The 20501-nt window shown below is 59.2% G+C and carries 15 protein-coding genes; 12 read left to right on the plus strand and 3 right to left on the minus strand.

Annotated features, from left to right (window positions below; genetic code table 11):
• Window positions 1–28: 28 nt before the first annotated feature.
• The 3 genes from ACNOHI_RS08170 to purF are packed head-to-tail and all read left to right on the plus strand — an operon-like array spanning window position 29 to window position 2942.
• Window positions 29–898, plus strand: coding sequence for an SPOR domain-containing protein (locus ACNOHI_RS08170; RefSeq protein ID WP_420474175.1), 870 nt, complete (start codon window positions 29–31; stop codon window positions 896–898).
• Window positions 899–911: 13 nt separating this feature from the next.
• Entirely contained in the window at window positions 912–1400 is a 489-nt protein-coding gene (locus tag ACNOHI_RS08175; RefSeq protein WP_420474176.1) for a CvpA family protein, read from the plus strand.
• Window positions 1401–1424: 24 nt separating this feature from the next.
• The gene (gene purF / locus ACNOHI_RS08180; protein ID WP_420474177.1) at window positions 1425–2942 is read left to right on the plus strand and encodes an amidophosphoribosyltransferase; all 1518 of its coding nucleotides are present in this window, start codon (window positions 1425–1427) and stop codon (window positions 2940–2942) included.
• Window positions 2943–2999: 57 nt separating this feature from the next.
• Here purF and ACNOHI_RS08185 read toward each other — a convergent pair whose 3' ends face one another.
• The 3 genes from ACNOHI_RS08185 to ACNOHI_RS08195 all read right to left on the minus strand — a co-directional run bounded on the left by ACNOHI_RS08185 (window position 3000) and on the right by ACNOHI_RS08195 (window position 8703).
• Window positions 3000–6326: an EAL domain-containing protein gene (locus ACNOHI_RS08185; RefSeq protein ID WP_420474178.1), complete on the minus strand. Its 3327-nt coding sequence runs from the start codon at window positions 6324–6326 to the stop codon at window positions 3000–3002.
• Between the two features lie 33 nt (window positions 6327–6359).
• Window positions 6360–6782, minus strand: coding sequence for a response regulator (locus tag ACNOHI_RS08190; RefSeq protein ID WP_420474179.1), 423 nt, complete (start codon window positions 6780–6782; stop codon window positions 6360–6362).
• A 70-nt stretch (window positions 6783–6852) separates the two neighbouring features.
• Window positions 6853–8703 carry a PAS domain S-box protein gene (locus tag ACNOHI_RS08195; RefSeq protein ID WP_420474180.1) on the minus strand — a complete coding sequence of 617 codons (1851 nt, stop codon included), beginning with the start codon at window positions 8701–8703 and terminating at the stop codon, window positions 6853–6855.
• Window positions 8704–9010: 307 nt separating this feature from the next.
• Here ACNOHI_RS08195 and ACNOHI_RS08200 point away from each other — a divergent pair, with 307 nt between their 5' ends.
• The 9 genes from ACNOHI_RS08200 to ACNOHI_RS08240 all read left to right on the plus strand — a co-directional run bounded on the left by ACNOHI_RS08200 (window position 9011) and on the right by ACNOHI_RS08240 (window position 20443).
• Window positions 9011–10252 (plus strand): cystathionine gamma-synthase family protein, encoded by a 1242-nt coding sequence (locus ACNOHI_RS08200; protein ID WP_420474181.1) that lies wholly within the window; start codon window positions 9011–9013, stop codon window positions 10250–10252.
• Window positions 10253–10346: 94 nt separating this feature from the next.
• Window positions 10347–12050: a GspE/PulE family protein gene (locus ACNOHI_RS08205; protein ID WP_420474182.1), complete on the plus strand. Its 1704-nt coding sequence runs from the start codon at window positions 10347–10349 to the stop codon at window positions 12048–12050.
• Window positions 12051–12111: 61 nt separating this feature from the next.
• Window positions 12112–13512 (plus strand): type II secretion system F family protein, encoded by a 1401-nt coding sequence (locus ACNOHI_RS08210; RefSeq protein ID WP_420474183.1) that lies wholly within the window; start codon window positions 12112–12114, stop codon window positions 13510–13512.
• Between the two features lie 291 nt (window positions 13513–13803).
• Window positions 13804–14277, plus strand: a complete 474-nt coding sequence (locus tag ACNOHI_RS08215; RefSeq protein ID WP_420474184.1) for a type II secretion system protein — start codon at window positions 13804–13806, stop codon at window positions 14275–14277.
• Window positions 14278–14339: 62 nt separating this feature from the next.
• Window positions 14340–14894 (plus strand): pilus assembly FimT family protein, encoded by a 555-nt coding sequence (locus ACNOHI_RS08220; protein WP_420474185.1) that lies wholly within the window; start codon window positions 14340–14342, stop codon window positions 14892–14894.
• Window positions 14881–15444: a type II secretion system protein gene (locus ACNOHI_RS08225; RefSeq protein WP_420474186.1), complete on the plus strand. Its 564-nt coding sequence runs from the start codon at window positions 14881–14883 to the stop codon at window positions 15442–15444. The genes ACNOHI_RS08220 and ACNOHI_RS08225 overlap by 14 nt, the downstream gene beginning before the upstream one ends.
• 7 nt (window positions 15445–15451) lie before the next feature.
• Window positions 15452–16324, plus strand: a complete 873-nt coding sequence (locus tag ACNOHI_RS08230; protein ID WP_420474187.1) for a type II secretion system protein — start codon at window positions 15452–15454, stop codon at window positions 16322–16324.
• A 49-nt stretch (window positions 16325–16373) separates the two neighbouring features.
• Complete coding sequence (locus ACNOHI_RS08235) at window positions 16374–16814, plus strand: agglutinin biogenesis protein MshP (protein ID WP_420474188.1); 441 nt, start codon at window positions 16374–16376, stop codon at window positions 16812–16814.
• The gene (locus tag ACNOHI_RS08240) at window positions 16811–20443 is read left to right on the plus strand and encodes a DUF6701 domain-containing protein (RefSeq protein WP_420474189.1); all 3633 of its coding nucleotides are present in this window, start codon (window positions 16811–16813) and stop codon (window positions 20441–20443) included. Before ACNOHI_RS08235 ends, ACNOHI_RS08240 begins: the two co-directional genes overlap by 4 nt.
• Window positions 20444–20501: the final 58 nt, after the last annotated feature.

The following is a 20501-nucleotide window of genomic DNA, read 5'->3' on the forward strand; positions in this document are numbered from 1 at the left end:
CTTCACTGACGGACTTCATTTTTATCGCATGAGCTTGTTCTCGTTCCTTCGCAAAAACAAGCAGGAATCGGCCTCCGGGGAAAGCACCTTTTATTCGCGTGCCGAGGAGGACTCCAAGGCAGTACGCAGCCGTGGCAAGCGCCGCGGCGGCAAGGACAGCCGCGAAGACGAAGCGCTCGATCCCGTATTGCCAGAAAAGAAACGCGCCCGCCGCCGCCTGATCGGTGCCGTCGCGCTGGTGCTGGCTGCCGTGATCGGCCTGCCCATGGTGCTCGACTCCGAGCCGAAGCCGCTGGCCGACGATATCGCCATCCAGATTCCCTCCAAGGACAAGCCCGCCGCCGGCGCGATTGCCCGCACGGACGCACCGTCCACTTCGAAAATTGCCGCCTCCGCATCGCTCGACGCGAAGGAAGAAGTTGTCGAAACGCCTGCCCCTGCAGAAAAGGAAACGTACGCTGCCGCACCCGCCGACCCGCCCAAGGCAAAGGACGATGCAAAGGCTGCAGACCATGCGTCCAAGGCAAGCGACAAGACCGCTTCCCCGGTGATCGCGAAGGCGGAACCGAAGTCTGCAGACGCGCATGATAAATCCGACAAGTCCGACGACGCCCGCGCCAAGGCACTTCTCGAGGGTAAGCCCGATCCGAAGGCTGCCGAGAAAAAGCCGGGAAAATATGTCATCCAGGTAGCGGCACTTGCGACCAAGGAAAAGGTCGATGAACTGCAAGGCAAGCTCAAGGGCGCCGGCATCAAGTCGTACACCGAAAAGATCGCGACCGCCTCGGGCGACCGCACCCGTATCCGCGTAGGCCCGTTCGCCAGCAAGGAAGAGGCGGAAAAGGCCAAGGCAAAGATCGTCAAGATCGGATTGAACGGCACGCTGGTGCCTGCTTGATTTTTCGCGGACCGTGACAATCTTCGATTATCTGGTGGTGTTCGTGCTGGTCTGCTCGGTTGTCATCAGCACAATGCGCGGCCTGGTCAAGGAAATCCTGTCGCTGTTGAGCTGGGTAGTGTCCTTCGTCGTGGCCAATGCGTACGGCGAGGAACTGGCGAAGCTGCTGCCCGATATGGTGCCCGGCAGCACGACCCGGCTGATCGTGGCATTCATTGCATTGTTTATCGGCGTGCGCCTGCTGATGATGCTGCTGACCATGGCCATCGACGCGGTGATCAAGGCGAGCGGACTGACGCTCGCGGACCGCGGCCTTGGCGGCCTGTTCGGCCTCGGGCGTGGCGTGGTGATTGTCCTGGCTGCAGTCCTGTTGTGCGGCATGACGGCCATACCGCAGCAGCCGTTCTGGAAAGAGGCGCTGCTCAGCCCGCTGGCGGTCACTGCCGCGCGCACCGTAAAGCCTTTTCTGCCGGGCGATTTTGCGCGGCATGTACAGTTTTGAATCTGCTTAAGTAAGGAGCCCACCATGTGTGGCATTGTTGGCGTTGTTTCCCACGGCCCGGTCAACCAGTTGATCTATGACGCGCTGCTGCTGCTCCAGCATCGCGGACAGGATGCAGCCGGTATCGCAACCAACCACGGCAATACGTTCTCCATGCACAAGGCCAATGGCCTGGTACGTGACGTATTCCGTACACGCAACATGCGTTCGCTGCCCGGCAATGCCGGTATCGGCCAGGTGCGCTACCCAACCGCAGGATCCGACAGCGAGGAAGAAGCACAGCCGTTTTACGTGAATGCGCCTTTCGGCATCATCCTCGCGCACAACGGCAACCTGACGAACTGGGAACAGCTCAAGGTCGAGATGTTCCAGAACGACCGCCGCCACATCAACACCGCCTCCGATTCGGAAGTGCTGCTGAATGTGCTGGCGCATGAAATCCAGCAGGCGACCACTGGCTACTCGCTCGATCCGTCCGCGCTGTTCAAGGCAGTCTCCGTATTGCACAAGCGCGTGCGCGGCTCGTACGCTGTGGTGTCGCAGATCGCGGGCTATGGCCTGTTGGCGTTCCGCGACCCGTTCGGCATCCGTCCGCTATGTATCGGCTTCAACGACACCGACAAGGGCCCGGAATACATGCTGGCCAGCGAGTCCGTGGCGCTCGAAGGACTGGGCTTCCGCTTCCTGCGCGATGTGATGCCGGGCGAGGCGATCTTCATTGACCTCGAAGGCAAGCTGTACAACCAGCAGTGCGCCGATAATCCGGTGCTCAATCCTTGCGCATTCGAATTTGTCTACCTGGCACGTCCCGATTCCGTCATCGACGGCGCATCCGTGTATGCCACGCGCCTGAAGATGGGCGAATACCTCGCCGAGAAGATCCGCCGCGAGATGTCGGCCGGCGACATTGACGTAGTGATGCCGATTCCCGATTCCTCCCGTCCGGCGGCAATGGAACTGGCGCTCAATCTCAACCTTGAGTACCGCGAAGGCTTCATCAAGAACCGCTACATCGGCCGAACCTTCATCATGCCGGGCCAGGCGGAGCGCAAGAAGTCGGTACGCCAGAAGCTCAATGCGATCAGCAGCGAGTTCAAGGGCAAGAGCGTGCTGCTGGTGGACGACTCCATCGTTCGCGGCACGACCAGCCGTGAAATCGTGCAGATGGCACGCGACTCGGGTGCCAAGCGCGTGATCTTCGCGTCCGCCGCGCCGCCGGTGAAATTCCCGAATGTGTACGGCATCGACATGCCGACGCGCAACGAACTGATCGCCTACGGCCGCACGGAAGAAGAAGTGTGCCGCGAAATCACCGCGGATGCGCTCGTGTACCAGGATGTCGACGCACTCAAGCGCTCGATTTCCGATGTCAATCCGGCATTGAAGAATTTCGAAGCGTCCTGCTTCGACGGCATGTACGTGACCGGCGACATTTCGCGCGACTATCTGGACCGTATCGAGTTCGCGCGCAACAATCCGAAGCCATCCAGCGAGGACGCAGTACGCTCGCAATTGAACCTTAACCTGGCCCGCGTCGACTGACCCCGGACTGATTGCGAAAAAGCCCGTCGCGCGAAAGCGCCGCGGGCTTTTTTGTTTTCAGGCCTGTTGGAGCAGGGACGCGAATTCCCTCGCGGGTAGGGGTTTGCTGAAGTAATAGCCCTGCATCTCGTCGCAATTGTGGTCGCGCAGGAAGTTGACCTGTTCTTCGGTCTCCACACCTTCCGCGATCACTTTCAGGTTCAGGCTATGTCCCAGTGAAATCACCGTGCTGGTGATCGCCGCGTCGTCCGCGTCAGTGGCGATGTCGCGCACGAAGGATTGGTCGATCTTGAGGTGGTGCAGCGGGAAGCGTTTCAGGTAGCTCAGGCTGGAGTAACCGGTGCCGAAGTCATCGATAGACAGTTGGACGCCGAGGTCTTCGAGTTCCTTGAGCTTGGTCACGAACAGTTCTGCGCTGTTCATCACGATGCTTTCGGTCAGCTCCAGTTCCAGGTGGTGCGCCTCCAGCCCCATGTCGTGCAGCGCGGTGGCTACCGACTGAACCAGGTTCTCCTGCTGGAACTGGCGTGCCGAGAGGTTGACCGAAATGGAGATCGGCGGCAGGCCCGCATCCTGCCATGCCTTGTTCTGCGCACAGGCGGTATGCAGCACCCAATCGCCGATGGGGACGATAAGGCCGATCTCTTCCGCCATCGGGATGAAGCGTGTCGGCGATACCAGTCCCATTTCGGGATGGTTCCATCGGATCAGTGCTTCCGCGCCGATGATGCGCCCGCTGCTCGCTTCCACCTTGGGCTGGTAGAACAGCTCGAATTCCTTCCGGTCGAGCGCGCGGCGTAATGCGCTTTCCAGTTCCGCCCGCTCGAGCGCGCGTACGCTCATTTCGCGCGAGTAGAACTGGAAAGCGTTGCCGCGCTCTTCCTTGGCGCGGTACATGGCGATGTCGGCATTGCGCAGCAGCGATTGCATATCTTCGCCGTCGTCGGGGAAGATGGTCGCGCCGATGCTGGTTGTCACGAACAATTCATGGCCGCGGATCAGGAACGGCGTTCGGAATGCCTCGAAAACCTTGTTGGTCACCACCGTCACGTCCTGCGGACGCTGGATGCCGGTAAGGAGGATGATGAACTCGTCGCCGCCCTGGCGCGCCACGGTATCGCCTTCCCGGATGACCTGCTTGAGCCGGTGCGACACTTCCAGCAGCAGCGAATCGCCGAGCTCGTGGCCGAAGCTGTCGTTGACGCCCTTGAAGCGGTCCAGGTCAAGGAACAGCAGGGCCAGGAGAAGTCCGTTGCGGCGGGCATGCGCCATCGCCTGCGTGATCCGGTCGCCGAGCAGGTTCCTGTTTGCAAGGCTGGTCAAGGCGTCGTGGCCCGCCAGGTACTCGATACGCGCCTCGTAGGCCTTGCGCTCGCTGATATCGATGGCAATGCCGTCCACGCGCTGCAACTGGCCTTCTTTGTTCCGGATGGCGCGGGCGCGCTCCTCGATCCAGCGGATTTTTCCGTCCGGCCGGACGATACGGTATTCCTGCGTAAAGCTCGTGGAACGGGCCAGGCGGTCGTGGGCCTCGATGGCTGCATCCCGGTCTTCGGGATGAATGGCCATGAACCAGAGCTCCTTGTCATCATAGAACTGATCGACCGGGCGTCCGTAGATCTTCTCGACCATGGAGTTCAGGTAGATGAACTCCTTGTCCGTCATGGACCACACCACGTTGTCGATCGAATCCAGGATGCTCGACAGTTTTTCCTCGGTAGTCCGCAGGGCCGACTCAGCCTGCTCGCGTGCGGCTTTTGTCCGCAGGCTGATCACGCCATAGGCAATATCTTCGGCGAGCTCCTCGAGCATCGTGATCTGTTCGGAATCGAACTTGTTCGGCGGCGATTCAAATATCGTCAGCGCGCCAAAGACCCCGCCGTGGTGCTTGAGCGGCAGGGATACTGCCAGGTCAGGATCATGGTTAAGCTGCCGGTCCCCCGGCGGGTGCGTACTGCCGGCCACGTCCATGACGACCCATGGCCGCGCGCTGGGCATCGAGGCGCGACGGTGGGTTGCAGATCCATTCTCCGCTGCAGCGCTACCCGCCATTTCCGCGTACGCAACCTGCGTCGCACTGCCATCGTCTTCAAAGTAGTCGATGCGCGCCATCCGGTAGCCGCCGGCTTCCACCACTGTGCGACACATGTCCTGGAGCAGGCACATCTCGTCGGTCGCATGCACCATCACGTGATTGCACTCGGCCATCACCGTCCGTGCGCGTAGCGTCCGCCGCAATGCATCCTGCGCGCGCTTGCGGTCGCCCACCTCGAGTTTCAGCTGGCCGTGCTGTCTTTCGATCGCACCATAGAGTTGGAGATTTTCGTAGACCACCGCAAGCTGAGCGGCCACGGTGGCAGCCGCGCGTTCATCGACTTCGCTGAATTCACCGGCGCCGAGCTTGTCGACCAGGTACAGCCATCCGAAGGCCGTCTCCTGGGAGGCGATCGGCGCAACCAGGATCGAATTGACGGGCGGGTGTTCCGGCGGGAGCCCGAGCGCAACCGGATCGCTGCCGCGCGTGACAAGCCGTTTCGCCGTGCGCGCAGAGACGATCTCGCCGAGCAGTCCAGTATTGGGCGAGGGCCACGGCATCTGCGACAGCGCGGCCTCGTCCATGCCCCGCATGACGAAATGTTCGAGGCGGGTTCGATCGTCCGCCAGGATGCCGACAGCGGCGTACTTCGCGACGCAGATGTCCTGCACGACCCGGCAACTGCTTGCCAGCAGGCGTTGCGGATTGCGCTCGGATGCCAGTTCAATCCCGAGTTCGATCAACGCGGTCAGCCTCAGGCTGACGGCCTGCAGGCTGGACAAGGCTTTGGACAGCCGCTGCACGACTTGCTGCAGGCCTTCGATATCCGCCGCCGTGTCGCTGCCGTTGTTGACCATCTCCGACATGAGGTGGCTGCTCGTCTCCAGTTCGACCAGATACTCGCTCAACTGGTTATCGAGTCCGTTCAGCCGTGTCTGTTCTGGCTGCGTGGCTGGGTAGGGCGCGGGCAGGGGCTTGGCGGGCATTCCCAGCGCTTCATGCACCGTTTTGAGAATCAGGTCGGGGTCGGAGGGCTTGGGGAGTACCCACCGCACGCCGCAGGCCATGGCCATCAGGCTTGCTTCACGCTCGTGATAAGCGGCGGTGTAGAAAATGACGGGCGTGCCGGCAATGGCCGGAATGGCCCGCAAGCGGGTCACGAACTCAAATCCGTCCATGTTCGGCATCAGGATATCGGCAATGACGAGGTCCGGCCGCCGCGCATTGGCAAGGTCAAGTCCCTCGGCGCCATCCGCCGCTTCGATCAGGCTGTGACCGCTGTAACCAAGCAGAACCATCAGGAACTGACGGTTCAGGACATGGTCGTCAACGATCAGAATAGTCGCCATCTTGTCTCCTGTTTTGCCGGCGCGGGGATCCGTCTATCGCGTCGTTCTGCCCGCACCCGGTTCGACTGTTCGCTGCGGAAAACGTGCAATCTCGGGCAGGAAGCGTTCTATCTCGGAGATGAAAGTTTCCGGCTCGATCGGCTTGCTGAGATACCCGTCAAATCCAGCCTCAATCAGCTTTTCGCGGTCGCCAACCATGGCAAGCGCCGTGACTGCGATGGCAGGAATGCCGCTCAAGGCGGGGGTGCGCTTGAGCACCCGGACGACGCCGTACCCATCCAGTTGGGGGAGGTGCACGTCGCAGATGATCAGCTCGGGCAGCTCCTCCGTCGCGACAGCCAGCCCGCTTTCCCCGTCCGTGGCTGTAAGAAGGGCATACCCATGCGCCTTCAGCAAATACGTCATGAGTTCCATGTTGGCCGGGTTGTCTTCGATCACTAGAATTCGCGTCGGCAATCGTGCTTCCTCCATGGCGGTCAATGCCCGATACGTCGGGCGACTTTTAAAAACGGATGGGCCTGCGCGCTCACGATGCCTCCTTGGGCAAGGCCAGCGTAAACGCGCTTCCCTCGCCGCGCCGGCTCTGCAGGCTCAGCGTGCCGCCGATCAGGTCGGCCAGCTTCTGGCACAGGTACAGGCCCAGGCCGGTTCCCTCAAAGCGTTTTGTCGAGGTTGAGTCAAGTTGCGTGAACGCCTGGAACAGCTTGGCGTGGTCCTCTGCCTTGATGCCGACGCCGGTGTCCGTCACCGTGATGCTGACCGTGCTCATCCCATCGTGATGGCGCTCGGCCAAAGAAATGAGGACTTCGCCGTAGTCAGTGAATTTGATCGCGTTGTTGGCCAGATTGATCAGGATCTGCCGCAATGCCCGCTGGTCGGTGAAAACGGTGATGTCCTGCGGCGGGATTTCAGTACGAAAGCGCAGTCCCTTCTGGCGAGCGAGCGGCGACAGGGTCTCCGCGAGGTCGGCGACCAGTTTTCCGCACGTCACCGGTTCGCAATGGAGCTGGACCTTTCCCGATTCGATCTTCGCCAGGTCCAGCAAGTCGTTGATAAGGGAGAGAAGGTGCTTCGCGCTTGTCTGGATCGTGCGCAGCTGCTTGTCCTGGTCATCGGTCAGCGGGCCGGGAAGGCGCATCAGCAAGGTTCCGGTGAATCCGATGATGGCATTGAGCGGTGTGCGCAGTTCGTGGGACATGCTGGCCAGGAAACGGTCTTTTGCCAGGTTGGCCTTTTCCAGCTCGATATTCTTTTCGTACAGCGCGCGCTCGATGCGCTTGCGCTCCGTGATGTCCCTGATCGCGCTGGACACAAGCGTGCCTTCTTCCGTCTCCAGCGGACTGAGGCTGATCTCTACGGGGAATTCAGTGCCGTCCTTGCGCAGTCCGTACAGTTCCAGTCCTGCGCCCATCGCCCGCGTGCGCGGTTCTTCAAAAAAGCCTCCCCGGTATGTCGGATGCCTGTGCTCGAAGCGCTGCGGCACCAGCACTTCCACCTTTTTTCCCAGCAATTCCTCGCGCGGATAGCCGAACAGTTTTTCCGTCTGCGAATTGACCAGCACGATTTCTCCTTGCCGATTCACGATCACAAAGGCGTCCGGCGCCGATTCGAGCAGGCCGCGGAATTTCTGCTCGGCCTTCTTGCGCTCGCTGATGTCGCGCACAGCACTCATCACGAGCGTACCTTCTTCGGTTTGCAGGGGGCTCAGGCTGATCTCCACCGGGAACTCCATGCCGTCCTTGCGCAGGCCATACAGCTCCAGATCCGCACCCATCGCGCGCGCCCGCGGTTGTCCGAAATAGCCGCCCCGGTGCGAGACGTGTCCGACGCGCAAGCGGCGTGGCAACAAGTCTTCCACCGCTTTTCCGCGCAATTCACCCGTCACGTAGCCGAACAGCTTTTCAGCCTGCGAATTGGCGAGGACGATATACCCGGTGGAGTTGGCCATGATGATGCCGTCGGGCATCGACTCAAGGACATCCCGGAATTTCGTTTCGAGCAGCTTGGCGTCGCGCAGCACTTTCAGCGCGGTCACGTCCTTCTGGCTGCTCAGGATAAAGATTGGCGTCCCCTGACTATCCCGAACGGCTTTCGCGGAAATGTCGACATAGACAAGCGATCCGTCTTTCCGGCAGCGGATCGATTCGTAGCTGTGTGTCCCATCGCTCAGGATCGCCTTGGTCTGGCGCTGCTCTTCTTCGTGGCGCTCCGGGGGGACGAGGAGGCTGGTTGCAACCTGGCCGAGTGCCTCCTCGCTGGCGTAGCCGAAAACGTGCTCTGCTCCTCTCGTCCAGTGAACGATTTTTCCATCAAGGTTCACAATCACAACCGCGTCCGGTGATTCCTGAAGTACCAGGTTCTCGAATTCCGTCGGCATAAATCTCGAAAGGTCCCCAGCAACTTGTCGTCCTTAAACGATAGCTGTTCGATACAAATGTGTGTCAGGAAACGGCTATTATTTGATTAGGATCACTGGTTACCGGATTAGTGCAAAAATAATTTGCCTGGGCATTTTGACGGAAACCGGTTTCGCGTAACGCCCGATTTGCGTTACGATAAGCTCCTGCGCCGATTTGATTCTGCTTGCGGGCGCCGGGGTCAAGTCCCATAACAAATGCAGCTAAAACGGAGCAGGATTCCACCCAAACCCGTTCTAGCGCTTGCTGAACGGGTTTTTGTTTGCCATGACTGATACGAAGAAATACGGTTTTACCACCACCATCCTCCACAGCGACCGCCAGAAGCCGATCGAGCACGGCTCGCTGCACAAGCCGATCCACACCTCGGTGACTTTCGGCTATCGCGATGCACGCCAGCTTGCCGAGGTATTCCAGGGCAAGCAGCCCGGCTTCCGCTACGGCCGCCAGGGCAATCCCACCGTGTCCGCCCTCGAAGAAAAGGTGAACCGCATGGAGCAGGGCATGGCGACCATTTGCTTCTCCACGGGCATGGCCGCCATCGCCGCCGTGGCACAAGCCCTCCTGCGCGAAGGCGATCACGTTGTGTCATCTGCATTTCTTTTCGGTAACACAAACAGCCTATGGCAGACGGTGAGCGGCCAAGGGGTCGATGTATCGATGGTAGATGCGACCGAGGTCGCAAACGTCGAAGCAGCCATTACGGCAAACACGCGTCTCGTCTTCGTCGAAACCATCGCGAACCCGCGCACGCAGATTGCGGACCTCAAGCGCATCGGCCAGCTTTGCCGTGACCGCGGCATCCTCTACGTCGTCGACAACACGATGACTTCGCCCTACCTGTTCCGCCCGAAGATGGTCGGCGCCAGCCTTGTGGTCAACGCGCTCACCAAATCGATTGGCGGCCATGGCAATGCGCTTGGCGGCAGCCTGACCGATACAGGCCTGTTCGATTGGACGAAATTCCCTAACATTATCGAGACCTACAAGCGCTACGTCCCAGCACAATGGGGCATGGCCCAGATCCGCGCAAAAAGCCTCCGCGACTTTGGCGGCGCACTCGGACCCGAGGCGGCGCATCACATCGCCGTCGGCGCCGAAACGATGGCGCTGCGCATGGAGCGGGAATGCACCAATGCGCTCGCACTGGCCCGCATGCTGGAAGCGGACGACCGCGTTGCCGCCGTCCACTACCCCGGCCTGCCGTCGCATCCGCAGCACAAGCTGGCGACGGAATTGTTCGGAGGGTATGGCAGTTTGTTCAGCTTCGAACTCAAAGACGGCATCGACTGCTTCGACTATCTCAACCGCCTCAAACTTGGCATCCCTGCAAGCAACCTGGGCGATACGCGCACGCTGGTCATCCCGGTTGCGCACACCATTTTTTACGAGATGGGGGCGGAACGCCGTGCAAGCATGGGCATTGCCGAATCGCTGATTCGCGTGTCTGTGGGCATCGAGGACACCGACGATCTTCTTGATGACTTCCGCCAAGCGCTGGAGGGCTGAAAAGCCATGACTTGCCAAATTTCTCAATAAAAACAATTCACTGGAGAAAGTCGATTCTGGCTAAAATACGCTCCAACTGCTGTATGGAGAGCGTATGACGAGGCCTGAAAAAATCCGTTTGGGGGAATTGCTGGTTCAGCAAAAATTGCTGACCGAGGAAAACCTGCAGTTTGCCCTGACGGAGCAGAAGCGGACCGGGCGCAAGCTCGGCCGGATTTTCATCGAGAAGGGCTTCGTTACAGAAGAGCAGATCTCGGGCGCCGTGGCCAAGCAGCTCCACATCCCGTACATCAACCTCAAGTTCTTCAACCTGCTGCCCGAACTCTGCCGGCTGCTTTCAGAAACACAGGCACGCCGCTTCCGCGCGATCGTCCTCGAGAAGCGCGGCAGTTCCCTCGTCATCGGCATGGCCGATCCCACCGACCTGTTCGCCTATGACGAAATCGCACGGGTCCTGAAGACGAATATCGAGCTGGCGGTCGTCAACGAGAGCGAACTGGTCCAGTCGATCGACCGCATTTATCGACGGACGGACGCCATCACCGACCTGGCGCGCGAGCTGGAGCAGGATCTCGGCGACAGCATCGTCGATTTTGGCGGACTGGGCACGACACCGGCGCTGGAAGAGGCACCCGTGGTCAAGCTGCTGCAGTCCATCTTCGATGACGCGACGCAGGTCAGGGCATCCGACATCCACATCGAACCGCAGGAAGGCAGCCTGCAGATCCGTTTTCGTATCGACGGGGTGCTTCACCTGCAGACCGAAGCCGATATCAAGATCGCACCGTCGCTGGCTCTGCGACTGAAGCTGATGGCGGAACTGGACATCTCGGAAAAGCGCCTGCCGCAGGACGGCCGCTTCGCCATCAAGGTCAGGCAGCAGCGGGTAGACGTGCGTATGTCGACGATGCCGACGCAATACGGCGAATCAGTCGTGATGCGTCTGCTCAACCAGAACAACAGCGTACTCAGGCTCGACGCAATCGGCATGCCGCAGCAGATGCTTGAGAAGTTCCGCAACTACGTGCATCGACCGGACGGCCTGATTCTTGTCACCGGTCCGACGGGTAGCGGCAAGACCACGACCCTTTACTGCGCCCTGGCAGAGCTGAACTCGCCGGAGGTCAAACTGATTACGGTCGAGGATCCGGTCGAATACCGCCTCCAGGGCGTCAATCAGGTGCAGGTCAACGAAAAGATCGAACTCACCTTCGCGCGCGTGCTGCGCGCCGCACTGCGGCAGGATCCGGACGTCGTGCTCGTCGGCGAAATGCGCGACCAGGAAACCGCGCAGATTGGCTTGCGAGCTGCGCTCACCGGCCACCTCGTGTTGTCAACGCTGCATACCAACGACGCAGCAAGCACACCGGTACGCCTGATGGACATGGGCGTCCCGCGCTACATGGTCGCAAGCGCCTTGCAGGTCGTGCTGGCGCAGCGCCTCGTCCGGCTCATTTGCGAAACCTGCGCCGACACCCACGAACTCAAGCCCAATGAGCGCGAGTGGCTCAGGTCGGAACTCGGCGACAACGTCGACATGCATCGGTACATGCATGGACGGGGATGCAGCCATTGCAACGGCACCGGGCATCGCGGACGGACAGGTGTCTATGAAATGCTCGAAATCACCGACGCGGTCGCTGATGCCGCAAACAATCCTGACCCGACGGTCTTTCTTCGCACCGCCCAGGCACAAATGGAGGGCCAGACGCTGCGTACGCATGCCGTCGAACTCGTCATCTCGGGCAAGATTGCCGTGGCCGAGGCCATGCGCGTCGCCAACCAGACCGATGACTGATACTCACGGAGAGCACAGCATGATGTTGTTGTTGCCGCAATCGCGCTAGCCGGAGAACGCCGTGCCCTATTATGCGTATAAAGCCCGCAACAGTCGCGGTGACCTCGTCCGGGGCATCATGGAAGGGGCGGACGACGGCGCCGTTGCCGACGAACTGTTCAGCACCGGCCTGACGCCGGTCGACATTGAAGAAACGGACAAGGTCGCCGACGACAATGCCGAAGTCCGCCGAACCCAGACATTCTTTGCCTACCGTGCACGCAATGTGCGCGGCGAGCTGCTGAAGGGCGTGGTCGAAAGTCCCGACAGTGTCGCCGTCGCCAGCCTGCTGATGAACACCGGCCTGACGCCGATTGACATCGTCCCTGCCAAACCGCCAAGCGACCTTGCCAAGAAGGGAATTCTTGGCCGGCTGAGCGAGCGCAAGGTCTTGTCGCAGGATGTCCAGTTATTCAGCCGGCAGATGCATACCTTGCTGAAAGCCGGTGTGCCGATTCTGCGCGCGCTGGCATCGCTGCAGGAATCCGCAACCAATCATTCCTTTGCACGCGTGATACGGGATGTGCGCACATCGCTTGACGCGGGTCGCGAGCTTTCTGCAGCAATGGCGCGCAATCCCAAGGTCTTCACCCCGTTCTATCAGGCCATGATCCGAATCGGCGAAGTCACGGGTCGGCTCGACGATGTTTTCCTGCGGCTGTTCGGCTACCTGGAATTCGACCGGGAGATGCGCAACCGTGTGCGCACTGCATTGCGGTATCCGAGCTTTGTCCTGGCGGCCATGGTGATCGCGATTGGCGTGATCAACGTCTTTGTGATTCCGGCGTTTGCGCAGGTATATGCGTCGTTCAACACCGAGCTGCCCCTGATGACCCGGGTACTGATTGCAAGCTCGAATTTCACGGTGAAGTACTGGCCGGGGATTGTCGTTGGCGCGGCTGCCGCCGGCATTGCTTTCAAGATGTACACCGGCACGCGTTCCGGTCGTTATCGATGGCATAAGTTGATGCTGCGTATTCCCCTCGCCGGAACGATTCTGACGAAGGCCGCGCTGGCGCGTTTCGCACGCAGTTTCGCGCTCGGCACGCGGAGCGGCGTGCCAGTTGTGCAAGCACTTTCCGTGGTCGCTCAGACCGTCGACAACGCCTACATATCATCGCGCATCGAGCAAATGCGTGAAGGTGTGGAACGCGGCGAATCGGTGCTACGGGTAGCGACGGCGATGGGGATTTTCACACCGATCGTGCTCCAGATGATTTCGGTAGGCGAGGAGACTGGCGCGCTCGACGACTTGATGGACGAGATCGCCCAAATGTATGAAAACGAGGTGGACTACGAGCTCAAGACCTTGGCCTCGCGGATCGAGCCGATCCTGATTGTTTTCCTCGGCATCCTCGTCTTGATTCTGGCGCTCGGCGTTTTCCTGCCGATCTGGGATTTGAGTTCCAACATGAAGCGGTAGCCGGCCGTGTGGATTAAATAACGAAGCGTTGCTCGGTCGCAACATACATTTCTCATCGGAAATTTTAGAGCTTGCGTCAAAGAATTTTTTTAAATTCTTTGACGCAAGTTTCAACTGACTGGGCATAATTGTTCGTGCTTGATTTAGCTCAACGTTTCCAACGGGAATGGTGGGAGACAATCTTGGCAGGTGATTAAGTTGCAGTGGAAGTTTGCTTTTGCTGCGTGTCTGTTGTGTCTTCGCTGGATAGTCTGGCGTAAGAAAACGAAGGAAGTGTTTAGGAAACCAAAGATGAAAAAGACTGTTCCCTCCATGAAATCTTCCGGCGGCTTCACCATGGTCGAACTGATCATCGTGATCGCGATTTTGGGTGTTCTTGCGGCGACGGCGCTGCCGCGATTCTTTAATGTGACGACAGAGGCGCGAGTTGCTGCTGTAAACGGCATTGCAGGAGGACTTCGTTCTGCTTCGGCGACCGCGCAAGCTGCATATTTTGCTGCCGGCAGCATGTCTGCGACGAGTGTTTCCATGGCGGGTGGTACTGTGACCGTGGCAGCAGGCACCGGAATTCCGACGTCTCCCGGCATTCTGCAAGCGCTATCTGGTGGAGCCGACGGTATGCAGCTTACGCCTAAAGCACCGGCAGATACCGATGCTACTGTTGAATTCAGGCCAAATGGTGTAGGTGCGACCAAGAAATGTGTTGCTACTTACACTGCATCTTCTGGCGCGGTGACAGTGGATACTACAGAGTGCGCAAATTGATAGCTTCGTAACGGCGGAAACCGGTAACGAACAGTAATAAACAATCGGAAAGGCCGGCTTCCATGATGCCGGCCTTTTTTGTTTATACGCTGCCCAATTCATTCATGCCTCACACATCGCCTATTCGTAGTTCTCACCGTGGCTTCACCATGGTGGAGCTGGTCGTCACGGTGGTGCTTATAGGCATCCTTGCGGCGACCGCGATGCCGCGATTTTTCAAGAAGCAGACCTTCGACGCCCGCGGCTTTTCGGACCAGGTGGCGTCAATGGTTCGCTACGCGCAAAAGATTGCCGTCGCACAACAGCGCAAGGTATTCGTCCGCTTAAACGGAGCGGACGTCGCTATCTGCTTCGATGTCGCCTGTACTCTTCCGGTGAACTATCCTGCGGGATCGGGACCGGCTTCATGCGGCGGTAACAGCACGTGGTTTTGCGTCACTGCGCCCAACGGGATCGAATACTCTTCGACGCAGGCCATTTTCTACTTCAACGCGCTCGGCCAGCCAGTCGCAACGAATAACGCCGTGCTAGGGGCCAACGTAACAATCACGATTAAGGGCGACACGGCAGATCGTGTCCTGACAGTGAATGCGGAGACAGGCTATGTCCAGTCCTGACCGCGTCTCGGTCTTGAGACAGCACGGCGTCACTCTCGTCGAGCTGATTATTTTCATTGTCGTGGTCAGCGCCAGCGTGGTCGGCGTGCTCTCCGTCATGAATGTGTCGACACAACGCAGCGCCGACCCGATGATCCGCAAGCAGGCACTGGATATCGCAGAGTCATTGATGGAGGAAGTATTCCTTCAGTCCTTCACGTATTGCGATCCCGATGACGAAAAAGTCTCCGATGCCGCTAACGCAGGGGAGTGCTTGGTCGCAGAGGCGATGGGGCCGGAGGTCGGTGAAAGCCGTTACTCCGCTACGACTCCGTTTGACAATGTGAACGATTATGCGGGCTTCGTGATGAACGGTATCGTCGATCTGACTGGTACGGCCATTCCGGCGCTTGCCGGTTATAACGCGGTTGTGGCAATTGCGGAGGCGGGCACAGACTACGGGCTTGCCGCACCCGAGGCGCTCAGGATTACGGTGACTGTCACCAGCGGCAATGTGAGCATTCCCGTGACGGCGGTCCGCTTCCGTCATTCACCCAATTTTGCTCCCTGAACGATCCATGCACATGCGTTCCTTGCGTACCGGCGGTTTTACCATGGTCGAGGCGATTATCGTCATCTCTATCCTCGGTATCGTCGGTGCAATGATCGCGGTATTCATCCGCATGCCGATGGAGGGCTACGACAGTGCTTCCCGGCGCGCCGAGATGACGGATATCGCCGATACGGCGCTGCGCAGGATCAGCCGGGACCTTCGTCTTTCGGTGCCCAATAGCGTGCGCGTGGCGACTGACGGTACGTCTATCTTTCTGGGATTCCTGCCCGTGGTCACGGGCGGCATGTATCGAGCAGAGTGTTCCACCGTGGCAGCGTGCACGACTGGCGCTGAACATAATCTCGACTTCAGCACGACCGTCACACAATTTGACGTATTGGGAGGTTTGCCGGTGCAGCCGGCGATCGGGCAGAGTGTCGTCATTTTCAATCTTGGTGTGCCCGGAGCCGATGCATACAGCGGCGATAATACGGCGACCATTACCGCCGTGAACACGACCTCGACAGGTGGATCGCTTAGCATTGCAGCAACGAGGCCATTTCCGTTCGCTTCGCCCAACCAGCGGTTCCAGGTGTTCGGTGCGCCGGTGACTTACGTCTGTACGCCTGCAACGGTGGACAATGCCGGAAGATTGACCGGTACCGGAACTCTGACGCGGGTGACCGGTTATGCAATTGGGGCGAACCAGCCGACCAGTTTTAGCGGCGCTGGAATCCAGACATCGGTGCTCGCTACACGTGTAAGCGGTTGCGCGATCACTCCGCCCGAGAACATGACCCTGCCGGGACTCGCTCTGGTGACGATCAGGCTGACCCTGTTATCGAATGGAGAATCGGTGTCTCTCTACCATGAAGCGCATATCAACAATGTCCCGTAGCCACACAAACGCGTCGTGCCGAATAGTGCGCCAGCGCGGCGTAGCACTGGTGTCAGCCATTTTCCTGATGGTGACCCTTGCGGCGCTCGGTGCATTCATGCTCAGCTTCGTGACCGTGCAGCACTCGACGTCAGCGCTTGACGTGGAAGGGGCGCGTGCCTCGTGGGCGGCGAAAAGTGGCGTCCAGCGGGGGCACTATCATGTGCAGCAAACTACTGGCTGGTGCAACTGTCCGGGCGGTACATGTGCAGGCACCGAGGTCTCGGGAAGCGCGATCGTCGAGTCAATCCCGGTCGGTAATTTCACCGTAACGATTGGCTGCACGTACATCCCGGTTCTGGAGGCCGGCAAGGCAAAGCGTATCGTTCACATTACCGCGAATGCCTGTAACCAGCCAACAAATAATGGGACCTGTCCCAACGCAAATCCAACTAGTGCGATGTATGTGAACCGAGCGGAATTCGGTACGGCACAGCGAGAAGAGCCATGAAAAAAACTATCCACTTTTCCTGGTCGCACCCGAAGGGCGTTCAACAGGTCCTGACGCTCCTGCTTGGTTTGCTCTGTTTCTTCCCCTTCCAGACGTATGCAGGCTGCTCCCCCTGGATGGACAAGGCCGTCCTGAACGAATACACCTACGGCAGTACCAGTACCAACTACATCGAAACCTATTCCGACTGGGGATCTTTTCCCGCAGCCTGGCCGGGATGGAAGATCCGTTATTACCAGCGCAACGCAGCGATGCAGGAGTTCACCTATACCTATGGGAACTCGAACGTCTCCGCATGCACGGCGAGCAACAAGACGTACTTGCGCCAAGGATTTACGCAGAACACGCTCTCGGGAAATTCGCCGGCGGTCATTGAGCTGCTCGATGCCAATGGCGATGTCGTGGACGCGATGGCGATCAATATCAAGGCGAACAACAGCGGCCAATTGGTCAGCAATTCCGGTTGGCGGACTAATACTGACAACGCGACCATTGTGAATGGCGATGGCGGCCTTGCGTCGCGTTGCCCGACACTGGCAAACCGACTGAGCGCGGACTATTCGTCAAACGGCGGGACGACAGCATGGGCGACGACGAACATGATTTCCGCGAGCGGATCGGCATCGAACAAGGCATACGCGCGGCAGACGGATGGCCGCGTCGGTCTGTGGGGTGAGTCTCTGCTTGGCGGAAACAACACCACCTTTACCAACTGCTCGACGAACAACTTCAATCTCGCAAAGACTGTGAACGTTCCCGGTGCCGCTGCCGGTGGCAAGGTGAAGTTCACGCTGACATTGAAGAATGCGGGATCGACAACGCTTTCAAACATTACCGTTACCGACACCGTAGCGGCCACTCCTCCGTCAACCGAGCCGACTTACACCCCGCCGGCGCTGACATTTACCCTAGCCGGCATTACAGCGTCGACCGGCTCGGGTACGCCGACCTTGAGCGGAAACACCATTACCTGGAATATTCCCAACCTCGCCAGCGGAAGCACGGCAACGTTGGTCGTGGAGGCGACGATTCCCAGCACCGCCAAGAGCGGTACGGTGTACACCAACACCGCGACGTCGTCGAACTTCAATCCGGTTCAGACCGACTCCGCCTCCGTCACAGTCGTGCCTGCCACCACGAAAAGCTTCCTGGTCATTGCGGACAAATACTCGGCATGTACGGCCGATACGGCGACGAGTGCAACGAAAGCACCACTTGTCACCATCACTGCCATGAGCGGACTGAGCGGCACCGGATCGCGGGTGACAAGCTTTACCGGCAAAGTGTTTCTCAGTACATCATCAGGAAACGGAACATGGTCCCTGGGGCCGGGGGCGAGCGGAATATTGTCGGGGAATGAATATATTTTCCACGAGAACGACCAGGGGCAGGTCAAGCTCTACCTCGCGGACACCACATCGGAAAGTATCTATATTTCCGCCGTGACTGCGGACGGAAGCTCGCCAGATTCCGCCGTGACCGCAGGACAAACGCCTTCGGAAATCACCTACAGCTCCGCGCGGCTGACCATCGACAATGTGGACAGCATTATCCCTGCCGGTGTCACCGTCATCGCGGGGCGAAGCAACCAGATGCGCGCAACGCTGACCTCGTGCAGCGGCAGTGCGGCGCCGACTGGTAGTGCCTTGCGCGCGTGGTATACGCCCAGCTCCAATCATGGTTCGTCGTCATCGATCTACCTCTCCACGTCGTCGAGCTGCAGTACGGGCCTGATTCAGCTGCTCCCCGCCGCTCCGGCGACGTCGAATGCGACGTCGATCGTCTTCAATACCGCGTCGTCGACAACGTCCACGGCCGATTTTTACCTGTGCACCTCGGATGTCGGCCAGTTCCAGGTAAATCTCGCCGTACCCAATTCGCAAGGTGCGTCCTCTTACCAAACGGTGCGGCCACTTGCGATTACCGCGAGCGGAATCAAAGTCACGTCGTCCCCGACCACGCTCAACCCGGGAGTGGCCACGGCAACCGGATCGAAGTTCGCGGCAGCAGGCACGGCAATAACGATGAAGTTCGATGCATGGAAGTATGCGTCGACCATCGGCGGCGTCATCAATGCCAACGGCAGTCTGAATACGTCCGCGAAGGGGAACGCTACGCCGTACGCCTACAGCCAGTTCAGCGCAGCGGGTAGCACAAGCGGTTTCGCTTCGTCGGCGATCGTGAAGGCAAGCCTGAATACTCCATCGGGTGGTACGACCGGCTATCTACGGAGCACTGTGGCGGGCAATACGGAACAAGAGCCGTCCACTAGTCTGACGATTCCTCTTGCCGCGGGAACGAGGACCTTGACGGATGTGTACTACACGGAAGTCGGCAGCTTCAAGCTGGAAGGTGCATCCAATACGAGCAGTATCGCCGTCGAGAATTTCCTGGGCGAGAGCGGAGTGAATGTGCCGCTCATCGTATTCGACAAAGACGACAAATGGACGACGACCAGCGATGTTGTGGGCCGGTTCACGCCGAGTTATTTCGAATTGGCGAGCGGTTCGAAGATTGAGAACCGCTACAGTGACAGCAGTGCATGCACCACCCCTGCCAGCCGCCCCGCATGGAGCTATATGGATGAAGCGTTCAAACTGACGTTCACCCTCAAGGCAATGAATGCCGTCGGCAATCCTACATCGAACTACACTGGGGACTTTGCACGGCTTGGCGCGTCGAACTGGGTTGCGAAGGACGCCGCTGACAGTCTCGGCGTCGGCGCTCTCGGGGTAAACATTGCTGGCATTGCCGACTGCAGGGCAGTTCTTTTCCGCTCCGGTACAAGCAACACAGTCTTTGAGATGAAAAACGGCGCGACGGCCAATGCCGCGTGCAGCGGGATTCAGGAAGTGCCGGCCAGCGCAAGCAGGTTGGCTGTCAATACGACGGCGAACGGCAACCCGACGGTCACCTGGACGGCAGGCAGTGGCACCTTTGCGGGATACCTCCAGCTCGACCGGGCAAGCCAATTGGACGGGCCCTACACGCTGAACTTCGGGATCTGGCCCACGGACGCGGACAGCGTAACAATGAACAAGCCTTCCGGGACAGTCACGAATTTTGATGCGGACAATAACGGTACCCCGGAAAGGGTGGAGCTGACCGGCGTTTCCACGACGGTGCGCTATGGTCGTTTGCGAATGGAGAACGCTTATGGATCGGAGCGACTGCCGTTGCGCATCACTTATCGGACGCAGTTTTTCCAGTCGACCAAGAGCAGCCTGACAACGGCTGCAGGATGGCAGACAAGCGCGGACGATTCATGCACGCTTGTTCCGGTGCCGACTTTAGGCTATTCCGCCACATCTGCGCGTAACAAGCTGACAAGCGGGAACGTCGTTGCGCGTCTCACGAATTCAAGTGGGACGGTGACTTCCGGGACAGCGCAGATCGAAGAGGGAGGGAGCAAGTCGACTTTCAGTCTTCGGTTAACCGGTGCAAATGCCAACGTCGGCCCTGGCCTAATCGGTTATGTTGACCTCAGTACCATCTCAAGCGGTGTGGACGACGCAACGCCGGCCTATCTCCGCTTTAAGTGGGACGGTACAAACTTGACCGGGCCCAAGGCACGCGCGATCTTCGGTACCTACCGCAACCCCATCGTCTTCACCCGGGAGCTCTATTAAACGAACTAAGACGGGAAACCATTGCTATTGAGCATTGACAAGGTATCGTCAATGACTT

Origin of the sequence: Noviherbaspirillum sp. ST9 (assembly GCF_048799745.1) — a bacterium.
Classification (GTDB): domain Bacteria; phylum Pseudomonadota; class Gammaproteobacteria; order Burkholderiales; family Burkholderiaceae_D; genus Noviherbaspirillum.